The 22,408-nt window shown below is 62.1% G+C and carries 22 protein-coding genes; 10 read left to right on the top strand and 12 right to left on the bottom strand.

Annotated elements, in window-relative coordinates:
• Positions 1-453: EamA family transporter (locus ACTJGZ_RS10845; RefSeq protein ID WP_441662930.1), on the top strand; the 453-nt coding region annotated here is incomplete at its 5' end.
• A 203-nt stretch (positions 454-656) separates the two neighbouring features.
• Here ACTJGZ_RS10845 and pobA read toward each other — a convergent pair.
• Positions 657-1,832 (bottom strand): 4-hydroxybenzoate 3-monooxygenase, encoded by a 1,176-nt coding sequence (gene pobA / locus ACTJGZ_RS10840; RefSeq protein ID WP_441662929.1) that lies wholly within the window; start codon positions 1,830-1,832, stop codon positions 657-659.
• A 180-nt stretch (positions 1,833-2,012) separates the two neighbouring features.
• On the opposite strand from pobA, the gene ACTJGZ_RS10835 reads away from it, so the two are divergent.
• Positions 2,013-2,954, top strand: a complete 942-nt coding sequence (locus ACTJGZ_RS10835) for an IclR family transcriptional regulator domain-containing protein (RefSeq protein WP_441662928.1) — start codon at positions 2,013-2,015, stop codon at positions 2,952-2,954.
• Between the two features lie 173 nt (positions 2,955-3,127).
• Here the strand turns inward: ACTJGZ_RS10835 and ACTJGZ_RS10830 are convergent, their stop codons facing one another.
• Positions 3,128-3,892, bottom strand: a complete 765-nt coding sequence (locus ACTJGZ_RS10830) for a sulfite exporter TauE/SafE family protein (protein WP_441662927.1) — start codon at positions 3,890-3,892, stop codon at positions 3,128-3,130.
• A 320-nt stretch (positions 3,893-4,212) separates the two neighbouring features.
• Between ACTJGZ_RS10830 and ACTJGZ_RS10825 the strand changes: the two genes are divergently transcribed.
• Entirely contained in the window at positions 4,213-5,139 is a 927-nt protein-coding gene (locus ACTJGZ_RS10825; RefSeq protein WP_441662926.1) for a LysR substrate-binding domain-containing protein, read from the top strand.
• On the opposite strand, the gene ACTJGZ_RS10820 is transcribed toward ACTJGZ_RS10825, so the two are convergent.
• The 7 genes from ACTJGZ_RS10820 to ACTJGZ_RS10790 form a co-directional block, all read right to left on the bottom strand.
• Positions 5,097-6,080, bottom strand: coding sequence for an aldo/keto reductase (locus ACTJGZ_RS10820; protein ID WP_441662925.1), 984 nt, complete (start codon positions 6,078-6,080; stop codon positions 5,097-5,099). The two genes, ACTJGZ_RS10825 and ACTJGZ_RS10820, sit on opposite strands and share 43 nt — an antisense overlap.
• A gap of 309 nt (positions 6,081-6,389) precedes the next feature.
• Positions 6,390-7,325: a prolyl aminopeptidase gene (pip, locus tag ACTJGZ_RS10815; RefSeq protein ID WP_441662932.1), complete on the bottom strand. Its 936-nt coding sequence runs from the start codon at positions 7,323-7,325 to the stop codon at positions 6,390-6,392.
• A gap of 150 nt (positions 7,326-7,475) precedes the next feature.
• A complete protein-coding gene (locus ACTJGZ_RS10810) occupies positions 7,476-8,228 on the bottom strand; it encodes an amino acid ABC transporter ATP-binding protein (RefSeq protein ID WP_441662931.1) in 753 nt (250 codons plus the stop codon).
• A gap of 31 nt (positions 8,229-8,259) precedes the next feature.
• Positions 8,260-8,913: an amino acid ABC transporter permease gene (locus ACTJGZ_RS10805; protein ID WP_441662924.1), complete on the bottom strand. Its 654-nt coding sequence runs from the start codon at positions 8,911-8,913 to the stop codon at positions 8,260-8,262.
• Between the two features lie 102 nt (positions 8,914-9,015).
• Positions 9,016-9,810: an amino acid ABC transporter substrate-binding protein gene (locus ACTJGZ_RS10800; RefSeq protein WP_441662923.1), complete on the bottom strand. Its 795-nt coding sequence runs from the start codon at positions 9,808-9,810 to the stop codon at positions 9,016-9,018.
• Positions 9,811-10,098: 288 nt separating this feature from the next.
• The gene (lysM, locus tag ACTJGZ_RS10795; protein ID WP_441662922.1) at positions 10,099-10,548 is read right to left on the bottom strand and encodes a peptidoglycan-binding protein LysM; all 450 of its coding nucleotides are present in this window, start codon (positions 10,546-10,548) and stop codon (positions 10,099-10,101) included.
• 124 nt (positions 10,549-10,672) lie between these two features.
• Entirely contained in the window at positions 10,673-11,251 is a 579-nt protein-coding gene (locus ACTJGZ_RS10790; protein ID WP_441662921.1) for a hypothetical protein, read from the bottom strand.
• Between the two features lie 159 nt (positions 11,252-11,410).
• Between ACTJGZ_RS10790 and ACTJGZ_RS10785 the strand changes: the two genes are divergently transcribed.
• From ACTJGZ_RS10785 to ACTJGZ_RS10760, 6 genes are all read left to right on the top strand, one after another.
• Positions 11,411-11,701 (top strand): DUF2513 domain-containing protein, encoded by a 291-nt coding sequence (locus ACTJGZ_RS10785; protein WP_441662920.1) that lies wholly within the window; start codon positions 11,411-11,413, stop codon positions 11,699-11,701.
• Between the two features lie 282 nt (positions 11,702-11,983).
• Positions 11,984-12,922 (top strand): LysR family transcriptional regulator, encoded by a 939-nt coding sequence (locus ACTJGZ_RS10780; RefSeq protein WP_441662919.1) that lies wholly within the window; start codon positions 11,984-11,986, stop codon positions 12,920-12,922.
• 109 nt (positions 12,923-13,031) lie between these two features.
• Positions 13,032-15,170, top strand: coding sequence for an FUSC family protein (locus ACTJGZ_RS10775; protein ID WP_441662918.1), 2,139 nt, complete (start codon positions 13,032-13,034; stop codon positions 15,168-15,170).
• Positions 15,160-15,354: a DUF1656 domain-containing protein gene (locus ACTJGZ_RS10770; protein WP_441662917.1), complete on the top strand. Its 195-nt coding sequence runs from the start codon at positions 15,160-15,162 to the stop codon at positions 15,352-15,354. Before ACTJGZ_RS10775 ends, ACTJGZ_RS10770 begins: the two co-directional genes overlap by 11 nt.
• Complete coding sequence (locus ACTJGZ_RS10765) at positions 15,347-16,276, top strand: efflux RND transporter periplasmic adaptor subunit (RefSeq protein WP_441662916.1); 930 nt, start codon at positions 15,347-15,349, stop codon at positions 16,274-16,276. Before ACTJGZ_RS10770 ends, ACTJGZ_RS10765 begins: the two co-directional genes overlap by 8 nt.
• A gap of 57 nt (positions 16,277-16,333) precedes the next feature.
• Positions 16,334-17,767: an efflux transporter outer membrane subunit gene (locus ACTJGZ_RS10760; RefSeq protein WP_441662915.1), complete on the top strand. Its 1,434-nt coding sequence runs from the start codon at positions 16,334-16,336 to the stop codon at positions 17,765-17,767.
• On the opposite strand, the gene ACTJGZ_RS10755 is transcribed toward ACTJGZ_RS10760, so the two are convergent.
• The 3 genes from ACTJGZ_RS10755 to ACTJGZ_RS10745 all read right to left on the bottom strand — a co-directional run bounded on the left by ACTJGZ_RS10755 (position 17,764) and on the right by ACTJGZ_RS10745 (position 20,855).
• The gene (locus tag ACTJGZ_RS10755; RefSeq protein WP_441662914.1) at positions 17,764-19,089 is read right to left on the bottom strand and encodes a TRAP transporter large permease; all 1,326 of its coding nucleotides are present in this window, start codon (positions 19,087-19,089) and stop codon (positions 17,764-17,766) included. The genes ACTJGZ_RS10760 and ACTJGZ_RS10755 overlap by 4 nt on opposite strands.
• Positions 19,086-19,625 (bottom strand): TRAP transporter small permease, encoded by a 540-nt coding sequence (locus ACTJGZ_RS10750; RefSeq protein WP_441662913.1) that lies wholly within the window; start codon positions 19,623-19,625, stop codon positions 19,086-19,088. The genes ACTJGZ_RS10755 and ACTJGZ_RS10750 overlap by 4 nt, the downstream gene beginning before the upstream one ends.
• 189 nt (positions 19,626-19,814) lie before the next feature.
• Entirely contained in the window at positions 19,815-20,855 is a 1,041-nt protein-coding gene (locus ACTJGZ_RS10745; protein ID WP_441662912.1) for a TRAP transporter substrate-binding protein, read from the bottom strand.
• Between the two features lie 524 nt (positions 20,856-21,379).
• On the opposite strand from ACTJGZ_RS10745, the gene ACTJGZ_RS10740 reads away from it, so the two are divergent.
• Entirely contained in the window at positions 21,380-22,267 is an 888-nt protein-coding gene (locus tag ACTJGZ_RS10740; RefSeq protein ID WP_441662911.1) for a fructose bisphosphate aldolase, read from the top strand.
• The last annotated feature ends 141 nt before the right edge of the window (positions 22,268-22,408 follow it).

The following is a 22,408-nucleotide window of genomic DNA, read 5'->3' as shown; positions in this document are numbered from 1 at the left end:
AATATTCTGATCAAACTCTCCGGCATCCGGGAAATTTTCTCCTTTGTCGTCTGGGCCAGCCTGGTTCCGCCCCTCCCGCTGCTGCTGTTGACCTGGTGCCTGTACGGCACCGCCCCGTTCACCCAGCTCGCGGCCCAGGCCAATGCCACCGCGCTGTTCTCACTGGCCTTTCAGGTCTATGCCGCGACCCTCTTCTGCTACTGGGGGTGGAATCTGCTGCTGCGTGAATATCCCGTCTCGAAAGTCGCGCCCTTATCGCTGCTGATCCCGGTCTTCGGCCTGCTCAGTTCGGCAGTCATCCTGCACCAGCTTCCCAAGCGCTGGGATTGGCTGGCCATTGCCCTGGTTCTGGCGGCGCTGGCCATAGGCATGCGTAAAAGGCCAGCGGTTCACAGCCACAGGCCAGCGGCCCAGGGCCAGGGTTCCCCATGCACGGAATCTTCAGCGGGCTGAGGCAACCCAGGCAACTGCGCCCCAGGCATACGCCCAGACCATGCGTTCCCTGGCAGGCCACCTGCCGGGCGCCTGGGCGCAGCCGCCGCAATACGGCATCCCTGAGGCCATAAAAAAAACCGGCGCCGCCCTTCATCAGGGCGGCGCCGGCCATCTCTGCGGCTTAGTGGCCCAGGCCTGCCACGGGCAGGCCTGAACAGCCATTATTTCATCGGCAGGCCGACATAGTTTTCCGCCAGCGAGGTCGATGCGGCAACCGATTTCACCAGATAATCCAGCTCGGCTTCCTGAATCTTCTGGCCGAATTCGCCTTCGGCCGGGAAGCGGTGCATCAGCGAGGTGAACCACCAGGAGAAGCGCTCCGCCTTCCAGATGCGGCTCAGGCAGCGCTGCGAATAGGTGTCGATGCCAGCCTGGCTCTTTTCCGTGTAGAACTCGGTAATGGATTCAGACAGATAGCCGACATCGGAAGCGGCCAGGTTCAGGCCCTTGGCGCCGGTGGGCGGCACAATGTGCGCGGCATCACCCGCCAGGAACAGGCGGCCAAAGCGCATGGGCTCGGCCACGAAGCTGCGCAAGGGGGCAATGCTCTTTTCCAGCGACGGGCCAGTCACCAGACGCTCACGCGCCTCTTCGTCCAGGCGCAAGCGCAGCTCATTCCAGAATGCGTCATCGCTCCAGGCCTCAACCTTGTCCGTCAGCGGCACCTGCAGGTAATAGCGGCTGCGGGTCTGGCTGCGCATGCTGCACAGCGCAAAGCCGCGCTGGGTATTGGCGTAAATCAGTTCATCGCTGACCGGCGGCGTATCGGACAACAGGCCCAGCCAGCCAAAGGGATACACTTTTTCGTAATTATGTATAGCGGAGGCCGGCACGCTGGCGCGGCTGACGCCATGGAAACCGTCACAGCCGGCGATGAAATCGCATTCGATTTCATGCTCTTGGCCATCCTTGCTATAGCGCACACGCGGGCGTTCGCTATCAAAATCATGCAGGCTGACATTGGCGGCTTCATAGACAGTCGTGAGGCCTTCAGCGGCACGGACTTCCATCAGGTCGCGGGTCACTTCGGTCTGGCCATACACCAGCACCGATTTGCCGCCAGACAAGCCGGTCAGGTCTATGCGGTGACGCTCGCCCTTGAACAGCAGCTCGATGCCATGGTGCGGCAAGCCTTCATCATGCATGCGCGAACCCACCCCGGCGCGGTCCAGCAGATCCACGGCGACTTGCTCCAGCACACCGGCGCGGATGCGGCCCAGCACATATTCACCGGTCTGGCGTTCGAGGATGATATTGTCGATGCCGGCCTTGTACAGCAATTGGCCGAGCAGCAGGCCGGAAGGACCGGCACCGATGATGACGACTTGGGTACGCATGGGGAGTCTCCTAATAATAGTTGCCTGGCCGGAATCGGGTTCCGCGCCTACCCAGGCAGACTAAGAGACAGTCTTTCTTTACGCCATGGCCTAAACCGCGTATTGCGCGATCAATAGAACGGCTGTGCGATAATCGCGCAATTATTGATAGAACCTAACTGTCTCGCTGCCGGAGCCGCCATGTCACGCTCTCAGTCACGCCCCCAGCCACACCCTCATCCCGAGGCCATCCCGGCCAACTTGCCCGCCAAGGCGGACGCCGCCTCACCCGCCCCGGCGGCCGCGCCAGTCAGCGCCGCGCGCGCCCTTGCGCCGCGCAGCAGCGCCGCCGGCGACATCGCCCATGCCGATTTCATCGCGGGGCTGGCCAAGGGGCTGGCCGTCCTGGAAAGCTTCGATACCGAGCGCCAGCGCCTCAATGCCACACTGGCCGCCGAACGCGCCGGCCTGACCCGCGCCGCTGCCAGGCGCCATCTGCTGACCCTGGCCCACCTGGGCTACCTGGAAAGTGACGGCCACTATTTCTGGCTATCCCCAAAAGTCCTGCGTTTTTCAGGCAGCTACCTCTCTTCCGCACGCTTGCCGCGTGTCGTGCAGGCCACGCTCAACCGCCTGGCGGCGCAAACCGGCGGCAATTTTTCCGTTGCCGTTCTGGACGGCGACGAAAGCGTGATTGTTGCCCGCAGCGCCAACTATGGCGCAGGCGAGCGTGCCATGCTGCCTTACGGGCTGCACCTGGGCGCCCGCCTGCCTGCGCAGGCGACCTCGACCGGCCGCATGATGCTCGCCCTGCTCAGCCCCCAGGAACGGGAACGGTGGCTGCAAGGCACAGGCCCCGGCAACCTGAGGGAATTGCCCCGCCTGACGCCCAATTCCATTACCGATATCCGCGAACTGCGCCTCAGTCTGGACGCCGCACGCAAGCAGGATTACTGCCAGGTCAGCGAAGAGCACGAACTGGGCGTACACGCGCTGGCCATCCCCTTGCGCAATATGAAAGGCATTGCCCTGGCCGCCCTGAATATCGTCTCCTCCACCCAGGGCCGGACTCCGACTCAGGTCAGGCTGGAAATGCTGCCCGCCATGCTGGACGCCGCGCGGGAACTGCGGGGCCTGCTTTAACACCCGCCAGCGCCCCGCCGCCAAAGCACTGCGATCCAGGCACAAGTAGCGCCTGCATTCGACACGCGCCGTCAGCGACCATGCCACAGCGACCATCCATCAGCATCCATCCATCAGTATCCATCCATCAACACCTGCAATCCATACCTGCCATCAGCGCGCATCCTGGCCGCTCACGGCATCCAGTAGCGCACCAGCATGTGCAGGCCCAGCCCGCCCAGGCAAAGGAAAAAGCAGAACCGGAAACGCGCGACCGACAGCCGGGCCCGCAAGAAAGCCCCCAGTTGCATGCCCGCCACCGCAGGCAGTAGCAGCAGGCAGGACACGGCCAGCGTCCAGATATCGTAGCTGGCGTTCCACCACAGCCCTGCCGCCAAAGCCAGCGTCGATACCGTGAACGCCAGGCCCATGGCGCGTATCAGCTCGTCCCGCGCCAAGCCCAGGCCCTGCAGATAGGGCACGGCCGGCAAGACAAAGACACCGGACGCCGCCGTCAGCAAACCCGTCAATATCCCTGCCAAAGGCCCCAGCCAGACCTCGTGGCGGGCAGGCACCCGCACCAGGCGCCCGGTCAGCCCCCAGGCGGCATAGGCCAGCAACGCCAGGCCAAGCGTCACGCTGGCCCAGCCGCCAGACGGCGCCCCCAGCCAGGCCGCGCCCCATAAGGTGCCGAAGGCGCAGCCCAGCAGCAAACCGCCCAGCCTGCGCAAGAGCGCGCGCGCTTGCGCCCAGGGGCCGGCCTGCCACAAATTGGTCAGCAGCGAAGGCACCACCAGCAACGCTGCCGCCTGCGCCGGCGCAATCAGCAAAGCGAGCAAGGCCATGGAGATCGTCGGCAAACCCAGGCCCACCACTCCCTTCACGATGCCTGCCAGCAGAAAAATAGCCACAATCAGCAGCAGCACACCCAACGATATTTCATGCAAGGATCCGGACACGACACCCCCTCTTGCCACCTAGGCACTGATCTCATGCCAGCCATTGTGCCTGCCTGGCGGGCCAGGGCGTGATCGGGATATTATTGAGACAGCCTCAGGCTAAGGCATAGGCAAGTTTTTCCTCCCAACCCTGGAGGCAGACGCATGCTCAGGCAATACCGCTCTATCAAGCCCGGCATCAGGTCTGGCGCGCCAGAGACTTGCCTTTGCCTGCGCCATAGACATAGTGAAAAAATTGGCGACAAACTTGGCGCCAAACATAGCCACAGCCTAGCCTCAGGCATTACCCTCAATCACCCGCCCGATTCCGGAAGCCCGCCATGCGTTTTGACCTGACTGATTTGCGCCTCTTCCAGCATATCTGCGAAAGTGGCACCATTACCGCCGGGGCCGCGCATGCGCATATGACCCTGGCATCCGCCAGCGAACGCGTGCGGGGCATGGAAACCACGCTGGGCGTCGCCTTGCTGCGGCGCGGCCGCCGCGGCGTCACGCCGACGCCAGCCGGGCAAACGCTGTTGCATCACGCCCGCCTCATGACGCAACAATTGGCGCTGATGCAGGGCGAATTGCGGCAATATGGCCAGGGCCTCAAGGGACTGGTGCGCATGCGCAGCAATGGCGCTGCCTTCAGCGAATACCTGCCGGGTTTGCTGGGCAGTTTTCTGCACCAATACCCTGGAATTTCCATTGATATCGAGGAGCGCGCCAGCCACGAAGTGGTGGACGGTCTGCGGCGGGGCAGCTGTGAATTGGGGATCGCATCCGATAGCGCCGACCTGAGCGGCTTGCGCCATATCGCCTTCCGGCATGATGCGCTGGTCCTGATCGTTCCGCCCGGCCATGCGCTGGCGGCGCAGCGGCAGATCAGTTTCGATGCCGTGGCCGGCATGGATTTCGTCGGCCTGGACAACGACAGCGCCTTGCAACAGCATATTGCCCAGCATGCGCGCCGGCAGCATGGCGACCTGCCCGCCTATCGCATCCGGGCCCGCAGCTTCGAGGCCGTGTGCCGCATGGTAGGCAGCGGCGCCGGTATCGCCGTGGTACCCAAAATCACGGCGCAGCGCTGCGCCCGCTCCTGCGGTATCCGCCACATCCGCCTGAGCGATTCTTGGGCGCAGCGCACGCTGGTGCTGTGCGCCAGAGCCGGCGAGCCGCTATCGCGGCATGCCGGCCAGCTGGCTGCCCATTTACTGGGCGTTCAAGAAGCCGAAGCGACGCTGGCCTGGTCCAGCACGGCGTAATCTTCCGCCGCCAGGCGCAAGGTGGTGGCTTTCAGCAGGCTTTCCAGTTGATCCAGACGCGTGGCGCTGGCAATCGGCGCCGTCACGCTTTCGCAGCCGATCAGCCATGCCAGCGCGACTTCCGCCGGCTTGGCCTGATGCCGCTGCGCCACCTGGTCCAGAGCATCCAGAATGCGCAAGCCTCGCGGATTCAGATACTTTTCCACCCGGCTGCCGCGCGCGCTCTGGCCCAGGTCGTCCAGACTGCGGTATTTGCCTGACAGAAAGCCGGACGCCAGGCTGAAATAGGTAATGACACCCAGGCCTTCGTCGCGGGCCAAGGCCCGCAGCGCGCCTTCGAAACCAGCACGGTCATACAGGTTGTACTCGGGCTGCAGCACATCGTAGCGCGGCAGGTTTTCACGCTCGGACACCGACAGCGCTTCCCGCAGCTGCGCCGCATCGTAATTGGAAGCGCCAATGGCGCGCACCTTGCCTTGCTGCAGCAGCTTTTCATGGGCGCGCAGCGTTTCTTCCACGGGCGTCTGCGCATCAGGATGGTGGCTGAAATACAGGTCGATATAGTCGGTCTGCAAACGGCGCAAAGAGTTTTCCACGGCCCGCATAATGTAATCGGCCTTCAAGCCGCCGCCATCCGGGGCAGTCGGCCAACCCACCTTGGTAATCAGCACCGCCTGGGCACGCCGCGCAGGCGAAGCCTTGAACCATTTGCCGATAATGGCTTCCGACTCGCCGCCCTGATTGCCAGGCACCCAGGACGAATAGACATCCGCCGTATCAATCGCGTTGAAACCGGCATCGAAAAAACGATCCAGCAACTCAAAGGAACGCTTTTCATCGACGGTCCAGCCAAATACATTGCCGCCAAACACCAGCGGCGCAATTTCCAGGCCAGAACGGCCCAGCGGGCGCTTGCCCGAATATCCCTTCGATGCAGTCATGAACGTCTCCAGAAAAGCGGTTATACGAGTCTCGACCGCTCCCTCGCACGGCTGCGGCGGCGTGCCGCCCGGCGCCAGCCCAGGGCGCGGCGCCAACTGCCAGGGGCCGCGCAGGCCAAGCCGCCAGGGCTGGGCCCGGCGCAGCCCGCCGCACGCTGGGTGCGGGCGATAGCGGGAACGGGCCTGGCCATTGTAAAAGGCTACCGCCCGCTGTAAATCCCGGCGAACATATAAACACATTTCCCTGGGATGCAAGGGCCTGTCCGCGCTCACCCGCGCAAGACACGCGCCCCCGCCCCAGCGGCGGGTTCAGCCCGCGAAGCCGTCAGTCGCCCGCACCAGGGCATCGACATTCTGCGCTTCCGACGCAGCATGGCCCGCCAAGGGAGAAATATGCAGGCGGGCCTGCGGCCAGACCTTGTGCAAATCCCAGGCATTGGCCAAGGGGCAGATCATGTCATAGCGGCCATGCACGATGACGCCCGGAATACCGGCCAGACGATGCGCATCCCGCAGCAACTGACCCTCTTCCTCAAAAAAGCCGCCATTGAAGAAATAGTGGTTCTCTATGCTGGCAAACGCCAGGGCAAAGATTTCTTCCTCGTGCCCGGCGATAGCCTTGGGATCCATTTCCAGGCGGCTCGTCGATCCTTCCCAGGCGCTCCAGGCTCTTGCCGCAGCCAAACGCGCCTGCTCATCGCTGCCATTCAGGCGGCGGTGATAAGCCGCAATCATGTCGCTGCGTTCTTCGGGCGGAATGGCATCGCGGAAGCCTTCCCAGGTATCCGGGAACAAATGGCTGGCGCCCTCCTGGTAGAACCACTCCAGTTCCCAGCGGCGCACCAGGAAAATGCCGCGCAGCACCAGATGCAAGACCCGCTCCGGATAGCGCTCGGCATAGGCCAGCGCCAGCGTCGATCCCCAGCTGCCGCCAAAGACCTGCCAGCGTTCGATCCCGAGATGGCGGCGCAGGGTTTCGATATCTTCGACCAGATGCCAGGTGGTGTTATCCGTCAGGTCGGCATGCGGCGTGGAGCGGCCGCAGCCCCGCTGGTCAAACAACACGATGCGATAGCGTGCCGGGTCATGGAAGCGGCGCATATCGGCATTGCAGCCGCCGCCGGGGCCGCCATGCAGTATCACGACCGGCAAGCCGTGGGGGTTGCCGCATTGCTCGTAATACAGTTCATGCCGGTCGTCCACACGCAGACGGCCATGATCAAAAGCTTCAATTTCCGGATACAGGGTACGCATGTCTCGCCTAGTCAGCATCCCGCCGCCAGGAGCGGCAGCGGGCAACGGGCTGATTGTATGCCTGTGCGTCAGCCTGTGCCGAGAGGCGCGGCAACGCTGTCCCGGCGCCGGGACAGCGCAAGACGAACCGCCCCCTGCGGTTTACAGCATGCGGCCCAGAAAAGCCCGCGCCCGTTCGTGACGCGGCGCATCAAAGAACTCAGCGGAGGGCGCCTCTTCCACAATCTGCCCCTGGTCCATGAACACCACGCGCTGCGCCACTTCACGCGCAAAACCCATTTCATGGGTGACCACCAGCATGGTCATATGCTCTTCGGCCAGCTGGCGCATGGTGCGCAATACTTCGACAGTCAGCTCGGGGTCCAGCGCCGAAGTCGGCTCATCGAACAGCATGATTTCCGGCTCCATCGCCAAGGCCCTGGCGATCGCCACACGCTGTTTCTGGCCGCCAGACAAACGCGAGGGATAGTTATCGCGCTTATTCAGCAGCCCGACTTTGCGCAGCAATTCCTCCGCCAGCGGGATGGCGGCATCCGCCTTCATGCCTTTGACCGTCACCGGCGCTTCGATGATGTTCTGCAACACCGTCATATGCGGGAACAGGTTGAAGGACTGAAACACCATGCCCATCTTGCGGCACAGGCGCCGCACATCGGCATCCGGCGCATAACGGCTGCGGCCATCGCTGCCTGCGGCCGCGAGCGTCTCGCCCTCGACGCTGATGCTGCCTTCATCAATCGTTTCCAGGTGGTTCAGGCAGCGCAGAAAAGTGCTCTTGCCCGAACCGGAGGGGCCGATCACCGCCACCACTTCGCCTTTGCCCAGCTTCAGCGAGACATCGCGCAGCACCCGGGTCGCCCCGAAGGATTTGCCCACGCCACGGGCTTCGATCATGACATGGCGCGCGCCGGCTGCCAGCGGCGCCTCAGGTGTCATACTTGGCATAATGCTTCTCCAGGCGCTGGAAAATCCAGGTCAGCAACAAGGTCATGGTCAGATAGAACACCGCCGCGACAATGAACGGCGTGCTGGTGAAGTCCCGCTGCACAAAGCCTCTGGCCACACGCAGCACTTCATTCAGCGCCAGCACATAAATCAGCGCCGTATCCTTGATCAGCGTGATGGTCTCGTTACTCATGGGCGGCAAAATGCGCTGCACCATCTGCGGCAGCACAATGCGCCGCATGGTCTGCACATAATTCATGCCCAGCACTTTCGCGCCTTCGTACTGCCCGCGGTCGATGGACTGAATGCCGGCGCGGAAAATTTCAGCGAAATAAGCCGCGTAATTCAGGGTGAAAGCCACCACTGCGGCAGGGAAATCGTCCAGCCTGACGCCAATGACAGGGACATACGGCAAGGCAAAATAGATGAACAGCAATTGCAGCATCAGCGGGGTGCCCCGCATCAGCCAGATAAAGCCATTGACCAGCCAGTTGAGCGCCTGAAACCGGGAGATGCGCGCCAGCGCCAGCGCCAGACCCAAAGGCACTGCCAGTATCAGCGTAATAAAGAAAAGCTTGAGCGTTACCTGGGCGCCTTGCGCCATCGGCCCAAGCAAGGAAAAAACATAATCCATGCCGGTTTTCCAGCCACAGGGGCCGGCCACCGCGCGAACGGGGGCCGGCCCCTGGCGGATGGCCGGCTAGGGCCTTGGTCTTTGATTCAGAAGGGCCGTATTTTATTTGATGATATCGGCGCCGAACCACTTATTGGAGATGGTCGCGGCCGAACCGTCCTTCTTCATGGCATTCAGCGACTCGTCGAGCTTCTTCAGCAGCTCGGTGTCGTCCTTGCGCACGCCCACGCCGTACTCTTCCGTACCGAAGTGGTCTTCCAGCACGCGGAACTCTTCCGGACGCTTGCTGACGTAGTAGCGGCCCACGACTTCATCGACCACCACAGCGTCCAGACGGCCCGTTCCCAGATCCATCAAGGCGGTGATGTTATCGCCAAAGGTCTTCAGGTCCTTGAAGCTGGCGGCAACTTCTTCTTCCTTCTTGATGGCATCCACCGCGCTGCTGCCTTCCTGCGCGCCCACCACGCGGCCAGCCAGGTCAGTCTTGGACTGAACCGGCGACGCCTGGGTCACGATGATGATCTGGTGGTTTTCCATGTACGGCTCGGTGAAGCCGATATTCTTGCGGCGCTCGTCGGTAATGGTCAGGCCATTCCACAGCACGTCCACGCGCTTGCCATTGAGCTCTGCTTCCTTGGAGCCCCAGTCGATGGACTTGAACTCGACTTCCGAACCCAGGCGCTTGGCGGCTTCGCGGGCCATGTCGATATCAAAGCCGACCAGCTCATTTTTGTCGTCGCGGAAACCCATGGGCGGGAAGTTGTCATCCAGGCCCACCACAATCTTGGCCGGAATGACCGGCGCAGCCGCAGCCGCGGCAGGCGCGGGATCGTCTTTCTTGCCGCAAGCGGCCAGAACTGCAGCGGACACCAGAAGAACAGCAGAGATTTTTTTCATAGCCAGGAACGCCGTAGCGAAAAAGTCAGAAATGATTGCCGGGCCAAAGCGCGGCGGGAATCTTCCATTTTAGCCCCGGACAGAAATAAAAAACGCCCTAATGAGCAAAAGCTGCTGAACACGCGCCGGCCAAATCCCCTGCCGCGCCCGGCGCGCCTGACGCGGCCGCCACGAAGCACGCCCTGCCCGGTCAGCGCCAGACATAAAAAAACAGGATATCCGGGCGGATATCCTGTTTTTCCGCCGGGCATGCGGCCCGGCAGCGAACGCCGTCAGCGCGTCAGCGTCTTACGCCTCCAGGGCGGGAATGCGCAGCACCTGGCCCGGATAAATCTTGTCCGGATGGGTCAGCATCGGCTTATTGGCTTCGAAGATCACCGTGTATTTCGCGCCTTTGCTCTTGCCGTACTGAGTCTCGGCAATTTTCCAGAGCGTGTCGCCCTTCTGAACCGTGTAGAACACAGCTTGCGCAGCAGGCTGATCCACCTGCAGCTGGTTATCCACGGCGGCCACGCCCAGCGTGTTGCCCAATGCCAGCGCAATTTTCTCGGCTTCCTCAGTGGAAGAGGCTTTGCCCTGAACCGTGATCTTGTCGCCGTCCACCTTGATGTCCAGGCCTTCGGCGCCCAGACCCAGCTTGTCCAGCTCTTTCTTCAGCTCTTCCGGCTGCGCCGCTTCGGCAGCGCTACCGCCAAAAATCTTTTCACCCACGTCTTTGATAAAACTCAGCAGACCCATGACTGGACTCCTATCGGGTTGGGAAACGGAAATTCACGAAACATCTTATCGGCATATGATGTGATCAGGCTGCCAACCGCTGTCAAAAAAAGCAATTTCTCCCTTTTTAGCTATGCTTGCGCCCTCAGGCAGGCACAGGCTGGCGAATGCGCTCATTCAGCGACTGCATCAAGGCATGCTCACGCAGCAGGATGAGGCGCATGCCCGCAATCACCACGACAAACGGGCCCAGCAAAGCCAGCCACCAGTTGCCCAGGATCAGGGCTGCCAGCGACAGCGAGAAATAGATGGCAAAGGTAAAGGCAGCCGTGCGGATGATGAAACGGGCATTATCCGCGTCATAGCCCAGGGCCCGGCCGATCAGCATGGGCAGAATCAGCAGGACCGCTATGACCTGCCCCAGAAACGGGATGGCGCACATAACGCCGGTCTGTACCGCCAGCGCGCCAGCCGCGGCACGTGTGGTCTGCCCGCCTTTCTCGTACAGCATGCGCCCGTCCGTGGCGTCGTAAATGCGCACGATATCGTGCCGCGCATCGCTCAACAGCCTCACGGTATGCCCAGGCTCCATCTGTTCGGCCACCGCCAGCGCCACCGTAAAGGTATGTGACTGGGCACCATTGGACAAAGTCACGCTGTCGCCCACACTGGCCACCACCGTGCCTTCCAATATTTGATAGTCCCGTTTACTCATGGCTGTCATGACCGATTTCCGTACGCTAGGCAAAGATCGACAGCTTAACCGCTATCGGCCTGCCGCACCCATGCCTGCCGCCAGGCAAATTTGTTTGCGTTCTGGTCATGTCATTGACAGGCTGACTCTGCTATCGTGAGTCTTCACTACCAGCCAACGAGGCCAGCCATGCAACGCGATTTCGATTTGATCGTTACTCTCCTGGGCGCTTTCCGCGATGCGGATTCCGCCACCCTGACCGCCAATGAGCTCACCGCGCTTCTCCAGGAAGAAGGCGGCGAAGACCTGGAGCGCATCCTGCTGCACCTGGATCTGCTTGAAGATGCCGGTCTGGCGCGCAAGATCGATGAGACCGGTCTTCCCGAAGATGATGCCTGGCGCATCACCTGGAAGGGCTACGACGCCCTGGAACAGGACGAGGAAGATGATCTGGATGACGACGACGAACTGAACGACTGATAACGCCGGGCCGGCACGCCTCGGCCGGCGCCCCACGTTCGTTCCGACAAAAAGGTCACCGCGCTGGCGGTGGCCTTTTTTTATTGCCCCAAAAAGGAAACACAAGTCTGGGCGGCGCTGGCCTCTCGCGGCGTTTCCGCCGGGATGGCCGGGACGGGATGGCTAGGACGGGATAGCAATACGCCCGTGGCCGCGCAAGCAGTCCGCAAGCAGCCCGCAACGCCTGATGCGCCTGTGCATCTGAAATATGATTGCAGTTTGATTCATGATTTGAGGACCACCATGGCGCGCCCTGATCTCAACTTGCTAGTGGCGCTGGATGCGCTCCTGGATGAAGGCAGCGTCATCGGCGCTGCGCGCCGCATGAATTTGAGCCCGCCGGCCATGAGCCGCACCTTGGGCCGGATCCGGGAAGCGCTCGGTGACCCGGTGTTTGTCCAGGTTGGCCGCAAGCTCATGCCCACGCCCAAGGCGCTCGCCTTGCGCGAACAGGTGCGCATGACAGTCGCGCAGGCGACACAGATGTTCACCGCCGATACCGATATCGACCTCAAGTCGCTTGAAAGAAGCTTCAACGTCCGCGCCACGGATGAGTTCGTGAGCATCCATTTAGGCCACTTGCTGGCCGCCATGGCCAAGGAAATGCCGCGGGCGATGCTGCGCTTCTCGCCAGAGGCGGATGATGTGGACGAGGAAGCGCTGCGCAATGGCCGCATTGATCTGTTTATCAGCGCGTCGAAAAAGCTGACACCAGAGATTCGTGTGCAATCCCTGTTCACCACCACCTTCGTGGGCGTTGCACGAACCCAGCATCCGATTTTTGATGATGTCATTACCCCTGAACGCCTCACCCGCTGGGAACACATCAATGTGTCACGGCGGGGGAAAGCGATTGCGCCGATAGATGCTGCCCTGGAAGCGCAAGGGTTGCGCCGGCACGTTGCTTTGGTTGTCCCCAGCCCCTATACCGCCTTGTTTGCGCTACTGGATTCGGACTTGCTGCTGCCCTTGCCGAGACATCTTGCCAATAGCGCGCTGGCGTCTGGTTTGGGCATTCGTTTGTTTGAACTGCCAGCACCGCTGGAAACCGCCCTGCTGACACAAGCTTGGCACCCGCGCCTGGATAGCGACCCGGCGCATCAATGGCTGCGCAATACCATCCATGCGCTCTGCAATCGGGATGAAATGCCGGCGGCCCCACCGTCAAAACCCCGGCGCTAGCGGCTGACCAGTGTGTTTACTGCATGCATGCGCATGCAGTAAATTCACTTTTCGGAATGATTCGGGCTGCCTACAGTGAGACGTCGTCACACTGAATAAAGGCTCTATTGTGCGTTCCGCGAAGGTGCCGCCGGCATCCCCCGCCATGCATCCTGGCCGCCATCCCCAGCGCTGGGGATGGCTCATGCATGGCTTGCCCTATCTCGACCTTGGCACCCCGCGCGCGGCTTACGTCATGCGTTCCCTGCTTGCGGCTTGCCTGGCGCTCGTTGCCGCTTATTTGCTGGATCTGCACGCGCCGTACTCAGCCGCCTCCAGCGTGCTGCTGGTCATCAATCCGGTGCAGGGCAACGTCATAGGCAAAGGCACCTGGCGGGTCCTGGGCACCTTGGCCGGTATGTTGGCAGCCTTTGTTCTGATGAGCGCCTTTGGGCAGATGCCTTGGCTGTTCTTGCTGGGGTTCGGGCTCTGGCTGGGTCTCTGCGTCGCGGGCATGACGCTGCTGCGTCACTTTCGCGCCTATGGCGCCACGCTGGCCGGATACACCGTGGGCCTGGCCGCCTATGGCGCCATGCAGCACCCGGAACTTACCTTTGATCAAGTCATGGGGCGCGGCGCATCCGTGCTGATAGGCGTGGTGTGCCTGGCCGTCGTGTCAGCCCTTTTCAGCGCTCAAAGCGTGCGCAGCCGGCTGGCGCTTCAGCTCAAGCATCTGGCCATCACAACGGCAGAGATTCTCTCAGCCAGCCATCAGGCGATTCACGCCCGCGGCGTGCCAGGGGGCAAGCCTCTGGAGCAAAAACGGCGCAAACTCATGACGGAAATCTATGGGGTGGACGACCTGCTGGCGCTAGGAAAAGCCGAGTCCGCGGACCTGGCCTTACGGGCCGGCACGGTGCGGCAAACCATGGCCTCCCTGTTTTCCGCGCTGGCAGGCGGCACGCCCCCCATGCAGGAAAGCAGCGCCAGCCTCCAGGCCTTGAAATCGCTGCAACTGGCCTGGGAGCAGGCCTGGCAACAGGCCCATCAGGCCCTGGCCAGTGAATCGGGCCCCGAGGGACGGGCGCGCGCCGCGCAGACCTTGCACGATCTGCGCGCGCAATTGAGGCACCTGCTTGCCACGGCTGCGCTGGAAAATGACATGGAGCATGCCAGGCTGATCATCGCAGGCGAGCGCCTGACCGAACAGTTGGACGATTACCTGGAAGCCTTAAAGGGCATAGAGCGTTTCCATACCCCCCGCCCCGCCGTGACGCCGGGCTCCGTACCGTTTTATCGTGACACGTCGGCCGCGCTTCAGAACGGCTTGCGCGCTTTACTGACAGTCGTGCTTGGCGGCGCATTCTGGATCGCAACGGGATGGCCGCACGGCGCCATGATGCTGGCAGGTTTGGCAGCCGCATGCGCGCTGCTGTCCACCGCCCCCAACCCTGCGCTCGGCGCTGTCGAATTCATCAAAGGAACGGCAGTTGCCGTTGTGATGGCCTTTCTCTGCGCGTTCATCGTTCTGCCTCATGTCTCAGGGCTGCCCTTACTGCTGCTAACCCTGTGCCTGTTCTGGTTACCCGCGATTTACGCCACCACCCTGCCTCGTTATGCCTTGGCAGGCGTTGCCTATCTCGTTGCGTTCACCACATTGGCGGCGCCGGACAATCCGATGCGCTATGACTTGGCGCTGTTTCTCAATGGTTCGGTGGCCTGGATACTGGCAACCTTCTTGACGCTGCTGGGCTTCAGAATCATCCTGCCGCGCAACCTGTCCCGCGATGCGGCACGGCTGAGCCGCGTGATACGCGATGAAGCGCTCAACACCTTCACCAGCGTGCGGACTGAAACAAACGCGTGGCGATGGCATCAACAGCACCGCACGGCACAACTCGGCGCCTTGCTCAAGACCCAGCCAGCATTGATGGAGCGCGAGATTTCCCATGCCTTGGCCAGCATGCACTTGGGCCGTGAGATTCTGCGCGTGCGCAAAGGCTTGCGGCAAGCGCCCCTGAATTCCGCGCTGCATCAGTTGCTGGCCCATGCGTTTCGCCGCATCCGGCATCGCGCCAGCCAGCCCCGGCTGGCGGCTAAGCATGCGCGCCGCGCGGCCAGATCCTTGGCCCGGCTGGCAACCGCCCAGGGGGCCGCCAGCGCAGAAACACGGCAGTTCGCTGCCGTCCTGCTTGATATTGCCGCGCTGCTGGAACACCACGCGGACTACTTTTCAAAACACCCAGGAGGCCACGCCAATGCTCAGTGAGTTTTCATTGGCCGGTATTTATCTGCCGCCATTCTTTATCTATGCGTGCGTCACGCTGCCGGTCTATTTGGGCATTCGCTTCTTGCTGGCGCGCAGCGGTATCTTGCGCTGGGCCTGGCATCCCGGCCTGTTCGAATTCGCCCTCTCTCTCTGCCTTGTTTCCGTGTTGATTCTCTATGTCTAAAACTTCATTCCCAGTCAGGCCGCTCCTGCGGGCAGGGCTGACCTTAGTGATTGTGATAGCCGCAGCATGGCTAGTCGGCACGCTTTGGCATGCCTATGTTCTGGCCCCCTGGACGCGCGATGGCCGCGTCAACGCCCACATCGTCCGCATCGCGCCAGAGGTATCCGGCAGCGTGGCGGAGGTCGCGGTCACAGAAGATCAGTATGTGAAACAAGGGGAAGTGCTCTACCGCATCGACTCAGCCAGCTACGCGCTGGCATTGGCGCAAGCGCAAGCCCGGCTGGCCGCGGCCAGCGCCACGCTGCGCCAGAAATCCGCGGATGCCAAGCGGCGCCAAGGCATGGAGCAGCTGGTGCCTGCCGAAGACATTCAGCGCGCCCGGCAGGCGGTCGCCACGGCCCAGGCTGAACAACGCAGCGCGCAGGTCGATGTGGACAAGGCCAAACTCGATTTGACGCGCACCACCTTGCGCGCCCCGGTGGATGGCTATGTGACACATCTGCAATTGAACAAGGGAGACTACGCACCGGCCGGGCAGCCAAATATCGCGCTGATAGACGCCAACAGTTTCAGGATGACTGGCTATTTCGAGGAAACAAAATTGCATGGGATTCAGCCCGGCGCCGCCGCCCGTATCCGCTTGATGGGCTTTGACAAGATCATCCCTGGCCGTGTCGCCAGCATAGGCAGAGGGATTACCGACACTAACCAGCAGGCCGGCTCCCAGGGCTTGCCGAGTGTGGAGCCAAGTTTCAGTTGGGTGCGCCTGGCGCAGCGCATCCCGGTTCAGGTGGAGTTCGATCCGCTCCCGCATGACATCATCCTGGCGGCTGGCATGACAGGCAGCATCGAAGTCGCGACATCGGCAGGCGAGCCCGCCCCTCAGGGCTGGCTCTCATCACTGCTGCAACGCTGGATGTAAGAGGAAGCCATGCCCGTCTCCCCCAAGCACACGCTGCCGCGCCGTTGCGGCATATTCATGAGGCTCGCGCTCGTTGCCAGCCTGTCTGGCTGCATGACAGCAGGCCCGGACTATCAAAGCCCCTTGATGCCGGTTCCTGAAAACTGGGTCACGGCCCAGGCAAGCCAGCTGAACGCCGATCCGGACGGCCTGCGCCTGTGGTGGCAATCCTTCCGCGACCCCATGCTTGACCGCTTGGTCGATCAGACCTTGCAGCACAATCAGAATCTCGCGATTGCGCTGGCGCGGCTGCGGCAGGCACGCGCTGAACGGGTGCAGATCGCTGCCGCATCCGGCCCTGCGGTTTCTATCAGCGGCTCAGCAGAGACCTTGCGCAGCAGCAAAGCGCTGAGCCCGCAAGCCGGCGGGGAGTCACGCGCCTGGCATCTTGGTGCCGATGCCAGCTGGGAACTGGATCTCTTCGGCGGCACACGCCGGGCCATAGAAGCTGCTGACGCGGGCATAGAAGCGCTGGCCGAAGACAATCATGCCTTGCAGGTCAGCCTGCTTGCTGAACTGGTTTCCCATTACGCCGCCCTGCGCGCGGCGCAGCAACGCCTGGAGATTGCGCATGACAACCTTCGCGCCCTCGCCGGTGCCGAGCGTCTGGCCGAACAGAGGTACCAGCATGGCCTGGGTTCCCAGGCCGATGTCATGCAGGCACGCGCCGAACGTGAAACCGCGGCGGCGCTGCCCCCCTTGCTGGAGGCGGATATTGCCCGCTTCAGCCATGCCATCGGTACCTTGGCTGGCGGCTTTCCGGGTGACAGCCACGATGCCTTGGGCCAGCCTGCCCCAACGCTGCTCAGGCCAGCCGGCTTGCCGCTTTCCCTGCCTTCCGAAGTCATACGCCAACGCCCGGATCTGCGGGCGGACGAACGGCGCCTGGCCGCCGCCAGCGCCCAGATCGGCGTCGCCGAAGCGGAACGCTTTCCGGCCTTCCGCATTCCCTTGGGCATAGGCACCACGGCCAGCGTCATTCACAGTCTTTTCTCGGGTGCCAGCCTGGCCTGGTCCGCCGGCCTGCAGGGCAGCCAATCGCTCTATGACGGCGGACGCGCCCGCGCCGCAGTGACGGCGGCGCAAGCGAACGCCGACGCGGCAAAACTGATCTACGAACGGGATGTGCGATTGGCGCTTCGCGACGTGGAGAACGCCTTAACGGCATGGACGAGTGAGCGCCAGCGCCAGGTATTCCTGACCCAGGCCGTGGCTACCAGCCAACTGGCCCTGGAACAATCTGCCCAACGCTACGAACGGGGGCTCAGTGCCTACCTGCCCGTACTCGTTGCGCAGCGCGCGCTCAACCAGGCAAGAGACGAGCTGGCGCTTAGCCAGCTGGAAGAAGTCCTGGGCGTTATTGCCCTGTATAAAGCCCTGGGGGCCGGCTGGCAGGCCGCCCCTCCCCGTGCAGACGAGGAAGCGGCGGCCAGACGCAATGAGCCCGGCTAACCCAGCCAGCGCAACATGCCCAGCGACAGCACCGGGAACAGCACCAGCAAGACAATGCGCACCATATCCGACGCCAGGAACGGCACCACGCCCCGGAAAATCGTGCCCGGAGAAATGTCCTTGGCCATGCTGTGGATGATGAAGACATTCATCCCCACTGGCGGCGTAATCAGGCCAATCTCCATCACCACCAGCGCCAGCACACCAAACCAGATGGCCTTTTCATCCGGCGTCAGACCCCAGAAATCCAGGCCCGTGATGATGGGCAGGAAGATGGGGATCGTCAGCAGAATCATCGACAGGCTGTCCATCACGCATCCCAGCAGGATGTAGATGACAATAATCGCAGCCAGCACGGTAAAGGGATCCAGGCCCAGCCCCTGCACCCAGGTGGCGAATTCCACCGGCACCTGGCTCACAGCCAGGAAGGCATTGAGCATATCGGCGCCCAGCAGGATCAGGAACATCATCCCGGTGCCCTGAGCCGTGCCCAGAATGCAGCGCAGCAAGGCGCCATTGGCCAGCCCGCCCGCCATCCAGGCAGCGATCCCCGCGGCCACAGCGCCGATGGCAGCAGCCTCAGTCGGCGTAAAGAAACCGCCGTAAATACCACCGAGCACCACAATGAAAATCGCCATCACCGGCCAGGTCGCCCCCAGCGTGCGCAGACGCATGAGCCAGCTCTGACGCGGCAGCGGCGGGCCGCTGGCATCAGGGTCGCGCCAGCAGATCAGCGCAACAACCAGCATATAGCCCAGCACTGCCAGCACTGAAGGCAGGAACGCGGCCATGAACACCTTGGCGATATTCTGTTCCGACAGAATCGCGTAGATCACCATGGGTACCGACGGAGGAATCAGCATCCCCAGAGTACCGCCGACAGCCAGCGAAGCACTGGCCAGGCCAGGCTTGTATTGGTAGCGGCGCAATTCCGGCAGCACGACGTGCGACATGGTGGCGGCCGTTGCCAGCGAGGAACCGCAGATGGCGCCAAAACCAGCGCAGGAAGCAATCCCCGCCATCGCCATCCCGCCGCGCCTGTGCCCCAGGAACGCGCTGCCCGCACGGAACAGCGCCTGCGACAGCCCGCCTTGCGTCGCGAACTGCCCCATCAGCAGGAACAGCGGCACCACCGACAGGTCGTACACCGAAAAACGGCCGAAAGGCGCGTGCTTAAGATGCGCCATCAAGGGATCCCAGCCCGAAATCCACCAGTAGCCCAGGCCGCCGGCCACGAACATGGCGATGCCGATATGCATGCGCATCGCCAGAAACAGCATCATCAGCAATCCGATGATGATGCCTATGGTAGTACCGCTCATGCCTGCACCTCGCGTTCATTGTCCGCAGGCTTCAGATCCTGCACGACAGCCATCAGGGCCGCCAGGCCAAACAAGACAAAAGACGGCATCAAGGGCACATAGCCCCACCATACCGGCATGGAAATCACCATGGTGGTCTCACCGTACTCGTGCATTTCCACCATCCCTTCCCAGCAGCGCCAGGCCAGCAGGAACGCGCATGCCGCCAGAATCAGCGACGCCAGCGCATCCAGATAGCGCTTCAGCGCAGCGGGCGCCCAGAGCGTAAAGAAATCGACAAATACGTGGCCACGCTTGATCTGGCAATAGGGCAGGCACATGGCAATCCCCATGGCCGACATCAATTGCACCAGCTCATAGTCGCCAGAAATCGGGGTCGAGAGAAAAATACGGCCCAGCACACTGGCCACGGACATCAGCGCTTCACACAAGAACAGCAAACCGCCGAGAACGGCGAGAAATGCGCACGCCTGTTCCAGGGCCTTGCCCCACGCGCTAGATGCCACGGCGTCTGGCCGCGGCAATGGTTCGGACATTTTTGATACTCCAGGTTACAAAGACGTTCTGCGGCACGCCTGACATTCATGGCCCGCCTAGCGGGCCAGGGCATCTGGCGGCAGCATCATGCAGAATAGGCAATGGATATGCCAAGAACGTGAAAAGGGCCGTTGTGCGGCCCTTTTCATCAGGAAGGCAGCCTGCCTGTCCCAGGCTGCCCCACCCGCTTACTGCTGGGCCGAGGAGTACTGCTTCACGAGGTCGCGCGCTTCTTGAACCAGTGCTGCGCCGTCCACACCCTTGCTGGACACTTCCTTGATCCACTCGGTGATAACGGGCTGCGTGGTTTGTTCCCACAGCGCCGTCTGCTCGGGGCTCAGCGAGTACACCACGTTGCCGCGCGCAATGGCAGCCTCGCGGCCAGCGGCATCAGCGGCTTCGAACTGCGCAGCCACCCAGGCGGACGTATCGCCGCCGCTGTTATCGTCGATGACCTTCTTCTGTTCCGGCGTCAGGCTGTCGTACTTGCGCTGGTTCATGACAAACACCATGGTGGCGGTCGTCATGGCGGTATCACCGGCAGTTTCCATATGGAACTTGGTCAGTTCATGCGCCTTGGTGGCAGGCAGCACTTCCCAGGGCACCAACGCGCCGTCGATCACGCCCTTGGAGAGGCTTTCCGCCATCTGCGGCACGGGCATGCCGACCGGGGTTGCGCCCAGCGCGGCCAGAATCTTGTTACCCAAACGGGACGGAGCGCGGATCTTCAGGCCACGCAGCTCTTCAAGATTTTCCACCTGCTTGTCGCGCAGATGCAGCTGATTGGCGCCATTGACCCAAACCGCCAGCGGCTTCACGCCACGGAACTCATTCATGGCATGCTTCTGGACGAAATCCCAGATCGCGCGCGACGACGGCTCATGCTTGGTGGTCAGGAACGGCAGTTCGAACACTTCGGACAGCGGGAAACGGCCAGCGGTATAGCCCGGCAGCGTCCAGACGATGTCGGCCACGCCATCACGCGCCTGATTGAACAGCTGCGCCGGGGTGCCGCCCAGTTGCATGGCCGGGTAGATCTGGCACTTCAGCTCGCCATTGGATTCGGCTTCGATCTTCTCACACCACGGCGCGATGAACTTGGTATGCCCGGGAGAGACCGGCGGCAAAAAGTGGGCTACCTTCAGAATCACCGGCGCAGCCTGGACAGCACCACCAGCAGCCATTGCCACCACTGCGGCCAGCCCTGCCAACGCATTGCGTTTGATCATATCTCTCTCCTACGGTACCAGCGGACATTCGTGTGTCCGTGGTGATTAGAAACAATAGCGGCGATAACCGCCTTCTAGCCCCAGTTTGCCAGAGCAGCCAGGATCAAGACAGCAAATTGTCGTTCTAACAGCTATCTTTACGGCATATCTCAAAGCTAGGGATAACACCAGTGCAAAAGATAAAAATCCCGTGTATTAGAGCTTTTACCGCACACCATGGCGAAACCGGACACGCCCTTGTGCGCCCATCCCTCTCGCCCGCCCCTTTCTATCATGCTTTGGCGCGCCAAGACAGCACGCGGGCAATTGCCTGCGCCGGACTGGCGGCAAAGCGCCGCCGAACTCGATATAACTGGAGGTTGTGCGATAAACTTGCGGCATTGCGCCCAGCGCCATGCCCCGGTGTGGTGTCTCGCGTCTGGCAGCCGCAGAACCCATTCTGCCCGGCCATCCCCGCCCTCTGCGGCGCTGGCCGGGCGAGCCGATTATCACCAGATTCACCACTATTACATAAGGATTGCAACGTGAACCAGGAACAACTGGCCAAAGTCTCGCAAGGCAACGGTTTTATTGCGGCGCTCGACCAGAGCGGCGGCAGCACCCCCAAGGCTCTGCGCCTGTATGGCGTCGAGGAATCCGCCTACAGCAACGAAGCGGAAATGTTCGACCTCGTGCACGCCATGCGTTCCCGCATCGTGACCAGCCCGGCCTTTGATGGCCGCCGCATTCTGGGCGCGATCCTGTTCGAAGCCACCATGGACCGCCAGATCGACGGCCAGGACGCAGCCGCCTACCTCTGGGAAAAGAAACAAGTCGTTCCTTTCCTGAAAGTGGACAAGGGCCTGGCTGCCCAGGCTGACGGCGTGCAGCTGATGAAGCCCATGAATGACCTGGAAGCGCTGCTGGAACGCGCCGTGGCCAAGGGTATCTTCGGCACCAAGATGCGCTCGGTCGTGGCCGAGAACAATGCCGCCGGCATCGAACAAGCGCTGGACCAGCAATTCGAATATGGCCTGCGCATCCTGAAGGCCGGCCTGTGCCCGATCCTCGAACCGGAAGTGCTGATCAACGCTCCGGAAAAGGCTGCCATCGAAACCCGCCTGAAGGAAGGTTTCCTCAAGCGCCTGGATGCCCTGACCGGCGACAACCGCGTCATGCTCAAGCTCACGCTGCCCAGCGTCGATGGCTTCTATGAAGAACTGGTCAAGCATCCGCGCGTCGTGCGCGTGGTCGCCCTGTCCGGCGGTTATTCCCGCGCCGATGCCAACGCCATCCTGGCACGCAACCCCGGCATCATCGCCAGCTTCAGCCGCGCCCTGACCGAAGGCCTGAGCGCGCAGCAAAGCGACGCCGAGTTCAACCAGGCGCTGGATACTTCGATCGAATCCATTTACCAGGCTTCCGCGAAGTAATCAGCACTGTCCTGCGCGGCGCCCCGGCAACGGCAATCACGCATTGCACATGCCGGACGCCGCCAGGCAAACAACGCCTCCCCTAGGGGAGGCGTTGTCGTTTTCACGCTGTCATGTTCAGATAGCCCTTTAGCCGTCACA

It is taken from the genome of Kerstersia sp., assembly GCF_052103615.1.
In the GTDB taxonomy this organism is placed as follows: domain Bacteria; phylum Pseudomonadota; class Gammaproteobacteria; order Burkholderiales; family Burkholderiaceae_B; genus Kerstersia.
This window is presented reverse-complemented; position numbering and strand designations above follow the sequence as displayed.

Bases quoted from the DNA above. Each gene is read 5' to 3' on its own strand.
- ACTJGZ_RS10750 (WP_441662913.1), bottom strand. From the start codon at position 19,625: ATGTCCGAACCATTGCCGCGGCCAGACGCCGTGGCATCTAGCGCGTGG.
- ACTJGZ_RS10755 (WP_441662914.1), bottom strand. From the start codon at position 19,089: ATGAGCGGTACTACCATAGGCATCATCATCGGATTGCTGATGATGCTG.
- pobA (WP_441662929.1), bottom strand. From the start codon at position 1,832: ATGCGTACCCAAGTCGTCATCATCGGTGCCGGTCCTTCCGGCCTGCTG.
- ACTJGZ_RS10800 (WP_441662923.1), bottom strand. From the start codon at position 9,810: ATGAAAAAAATCTCTGCTGTTCTTCTGGTGTCCGCTGCAGTTCTGGCC.
- ACTJGZ_RS10770 (WP_441662917.1), top strand. From the start codon at position 15,160: ATGCTCAGTGAGTTTTCATTGGCCGGTATTTATCTGCCGCCATTCTTT.
- ACTJGZ_RS10780 (WP_441662919.1), top strand. From the start codon at position 11,984: ATGGCGCGCCCTGATCTCAACTTGCTAGTGGCGCTGGATGCGCTCCTG.
- ACTJGZ_RS10790 (WP_441662921.1), bottom strand. From the start codon at position 11,251: ATGACAGCCATGAGTAAACGGGACTATCAAATATTGGAAGGCACGGTG.
- ACTJGZ_RS10785 (WP_441662920.1), top strand. From the start codon at position 11,411: ATGCAACGCGATTTCGATTTGATCGTTACTCTCCTGGGCGCTTTCCGC.
- ACTJGZ_RS10760 (WP_441662915.1), top strand. From the start codon at position 16,334: ATGAGGCTCGCGCTCGTTGCCAGCCTGTCTGGCTGCATGACAGCAGGC.
- ACTJGZ_RS10765 (WP_441662916.1), top strand. From the start codon at position 15,347: ATGTCTAAAACTTCATTCCCAGTCAGGCCGCTCCTGCGGGCAGGGCTG.
- ACTJGZ_RS10835 (WP_441662928.1), top strand. From the start codon at position 2,013: ATGTCACGCTCTCAGTCACGCCCCCAGCCACACCCTCATCCCGAGGCC.
- ACTJGZ_RS10825 (WP_441662926.1), top strand. From the start codon at position 4,213: ATGCGTTTTGACCTGACTGATTTGCGCCTCTTCCAGCATATCTGCGAA.
- lysM (WP_441662922.1), bottom strand. From the start codon at position 10,548: ATGGGTCTGCTGAGTTTTATCAAAGACGTGGGTGAAAAGATTTTTGGC.
- ACTJGZ_RS10745 (WP_441662912.1), bottom strand. From the start codon at position 20,855: ATGATCAAACGCAATGCGTTGGCAGGGCTGGCCGCAGTGGTGGCAATG.
- ACTJGZ_RS10820 (WP_441662925.1), bottom strand. From the start codon at position 6,080: ATGACTGCATCGAAGGGATATTCGGGCAAGCGCCCGCTGGGCCGTTCT.
- ACTJGZ_RS10810 (WP_441662931.1), bottom strand. From the start codon at position 8,228: ATGATCGAAGCCCGTGGCGTGGGCAAATCCTTCGGGGCGACCCGGGTG.
- ACTJGZ_RS10805 (WP_441662924.1), bottom strand. From the start codon at position 8,913: ATGGATTATGTTTTTTCCTTGCTTGGGCCGATGGCGCAAGGCGCCCAG.